This is a genomic window from Sphingomonas sp. URJC2 (assembly GCF_059803575.1).
The window spans coordinates 1-1,526 of sequence record NZ_JAPFGX010000080.1; the positions used below are offsets into that span (position 1 = coordinate 1).

Annotated in this window: 1 protein-coding gene; it reads left to right on the forward strand. The window is 60.3% G+C overall.

The features are described 5' to 3' along the window. The first annotated feature begins 85 nt into the window (after positions 1-85). Positions 86-1,452, forward strand: a protein-coding gene (locus tag OPU66_RS14865) for an IS3 family transposase (RefSeq protein ID WP_120222458.1) whose coding sequence is annotated in 2 segments (ribosomal slippage) — positions 86-437 and positions 437-1,452 — 1,368 coding nt in all. Because the reading frame shifts where the segments join, the coding sequence is not laid out codon by codon here. Positions 1,453-1,526 lie beyond the last annotated feature (74 nt).

Consider the following 1,526-nt stretch of genomic DNA (forward strand, 5'->3'; position numbering starts at 1 on the left):
TGTCCCCCGTCAGCACCAATGGCACAGATTTGAGGTTGTGATTTAAGGAGGGTTGGGGCTTCGTCGTAGTGACGAAGGAACGAAGATGAAGACCCAACCCTCCGTGAAAAAATCCCCTCCCAAGAAGGCCCCAGCTGAGCGGGTGGTCAAGGATATCCGCCGAGCAACCCGGCGCCATTTCTCTGCCGAAGAAAAGATCCGCATCGTGCTGGACGGCCTGCGTGGTGAGGACAGCATCGCAGAGCTGTGCCGCAAGGAAGGCATCGCCCAGAGCCTGTATTACACTTGGTCGAAGGAGTTTATGGAAGCAGGTAAGCGCCGGTTGGCCGGTGATACCGCCCGTGCCGCGACCACTGGCGAGGTGCAGGATCTGCGCCGCGAAGCCCGCGCCCTGAAGGAATGCGTGGCCGACCTGACGCTGGAAAACCGTTTGCTCAAAAAAAGCATGATCGCGGATGGGGGCGACGAAGAATGAGGTATCCCGCATCCGAGAAGCTCGAGATCATCAGGATCGTCGAGCAGTCCCACCTGCCTGCCAAGCGAACGCTGGACCAACTCGGCATCGCCCGGCGGACGTTCTACCGCTGGTATGACCGCTACCTCGCAGGCGGCCCGGAGGCGTTGGCGGATCGGCCATCGGCTCCAGGCCGGGTGTGGAACCGGATCGCGCCCGAGGTGCAGGACCAGATCGTCGAAATGGCGCTGGAGCAGTCCGAGCTGTCACCGCGCGAACTGGCGGTGCGATTTACCGATGAGCGCCAATACTTTGTGTCCGAAGCTACGGTTTACCGCCTGCTCAAGGCCCACGATCTGATCACCAGCCCGGCATACGTCGTGGTGAAAGCGGCTGATGCGTTCCATACCAAGACGACCCGGCCGAACGAGATGTGGCAGACCGATTTTACCTACTTCAAGATCATCGGGTGGGGCTGGATGTATCTCTCCACCGTGCTCGACGACTTCTCGCGCTACATCATCGCCTGGAAGTTGTGCACCAACATGCGGGCCGAGGATGTGACCGACACGCTGGATGTAGCGTTGGTCGCATCCGGATGCGACAGCGCCACGGTGTTGCACAAGCCCCGGCTGCTCAGCGACAATGGTCCCAGCTACATCGCGGGCGAACTGGCTGAATACATCGAGGCCAACAAGATGAGCCACGTGCGCGGCGCCCCGATGCACCCCCAGACCCAGGGCAAGATCGAGCGCTGGCACCAGACCCTTAAAAACCGCATCCTGCTCGAGAACTACTTCCTGCCCGGCGACCTTGAGGCCCAGATCGAGACCTTCGTCGAGCACTACAACCACCGCCGATACCACGAGAGCCTAAACAACGTGACGCCCGCAGACGCCTACTTCGGCAGGGCACCAGCCATCATCAAACAACGCGAAAGGATCAAGCGACAGACCATTGAACATCGGCGCTTGCAACACCGTAAGCTCGCCGCCTAAAACCCAACAACAGACGAGGCCCGCACTCCGCTAATTTACGCCGCGACCTGTGCCAAATGTTCTGACGACGGACA